Origin of the sequence: Caulobacter sp. 17J65-9 (assembly GCF_010975005.1) — a bacterium.
GTDB lineage: Bacteria > Pseudomonadota > Alphaproteobacteria > Caulobacterales > Caulobacteraceae > 17J80-11.
The window spans coordinates 1-1,016 of the sequence record NZ_JAAIVC010000314.1; the positions used below are offsets into that span (position 1 = coordinate 1).

1 protein-coding gene is annotated in these 1,016 nt (G+C 77.1%); it reads left to right on the forward strand.

Going from position 1 to position 1,016, the window contains the following annotated elements:
* Positions 1 to 888: type II secretion system F family protein (locus G3573_RS21620; RefSeq protein ID WP_163263681.1), on the forward strand; the 888-nt coding region annotated here is incomplete at its 5' end.
* Positions 889 to 1,016 lie beyond the last annotated feature (128 nt).

The window sequence follows — 1,016 nt, forward strand, 5'->3', positions numbered from 1 at the left end:
GCCCTGCGGCGCGGCGACCGGATCGCCGCCGCGGTCGCCGAGGGCCTGCCCGGCTATCCGCCCCACGTCTACGCCCTGATCCGCGCCGGCGAGGCCAGCGGCCAGCTGCCGCGCGTGCTCGGCGAGGCGGCCCGGCAGGTGGAGGCCGAGGCCCGCGCCCGGCGCGAGTTCGCCGACGCTCTGACCTATCCGGCCTTCCTGACCTGCGCGGGCCTGCTGGTGGTGGGCTTCCTGTTCTACGCGGTGGTGCCGCGCTTCGCGCAGATGCTGGGACCGGTCCGCGACCAGGTGGACGGCCTGCAAAACCTGGTGCTGAGCCTGGGCGAAGGCTTCCACCAGCACGCCGTGCTGGTGCTCGCGACCATCGCCGCAGCCTGCGCCGTCACGGCCGCCGTCCTGTCCGACGCCGGCGTCCGGCGGGCCGGGATCGAGGCCCTGGCCCGCGTGCCGGGGCTGGGGCGGATCGTGATCCAGCGCCAGCGGGCCGGCTGGGCGCGGATCATGGCCTTCTCGCTGGGCGCGGGCGTCGGCCTGCTCGAAGCGGCGGAGCTGGCGGCCGCCTCCCTGCCCGACGGCCGGTTCCGGCGAAGCCTGGCCGAGGCGGCGGTCGCCTTCCGGGCCGGCAAGTCGCCCGCCGAGGCGTTCGCGGCCGCCGGCGCGCTGAGCGCCACCGACGTCAGCCTGCTGCGCGCGGGCCAGCGCTCGGGCGTCCTGGCCGAGATGTTCCAGGTCGTCGCCGACACCTACGAGGAGGACCTGCGCACCACCCTCAAGCGCGCCGCCGTCGTCGCCGAACAGGCCGCCATCGCCTGCGTGGCCAGCGCGATCGGCGCTGTCGTGCTCAGCCTGGTGACGGCCCTGACCGCGCTTTACGACAGCATCGGGTGATCGCATGGAGCCGGGCCTGCGCGACGCGACCCTGGCGGCGGCGGCGGTGGCGGCGGCGGTCTTCGTCGCCGCGCGCGTGGCCGGCGGAGAAGTCGGCCCGGCGGAGCCCCCCGCACGCCGGGCCGGCC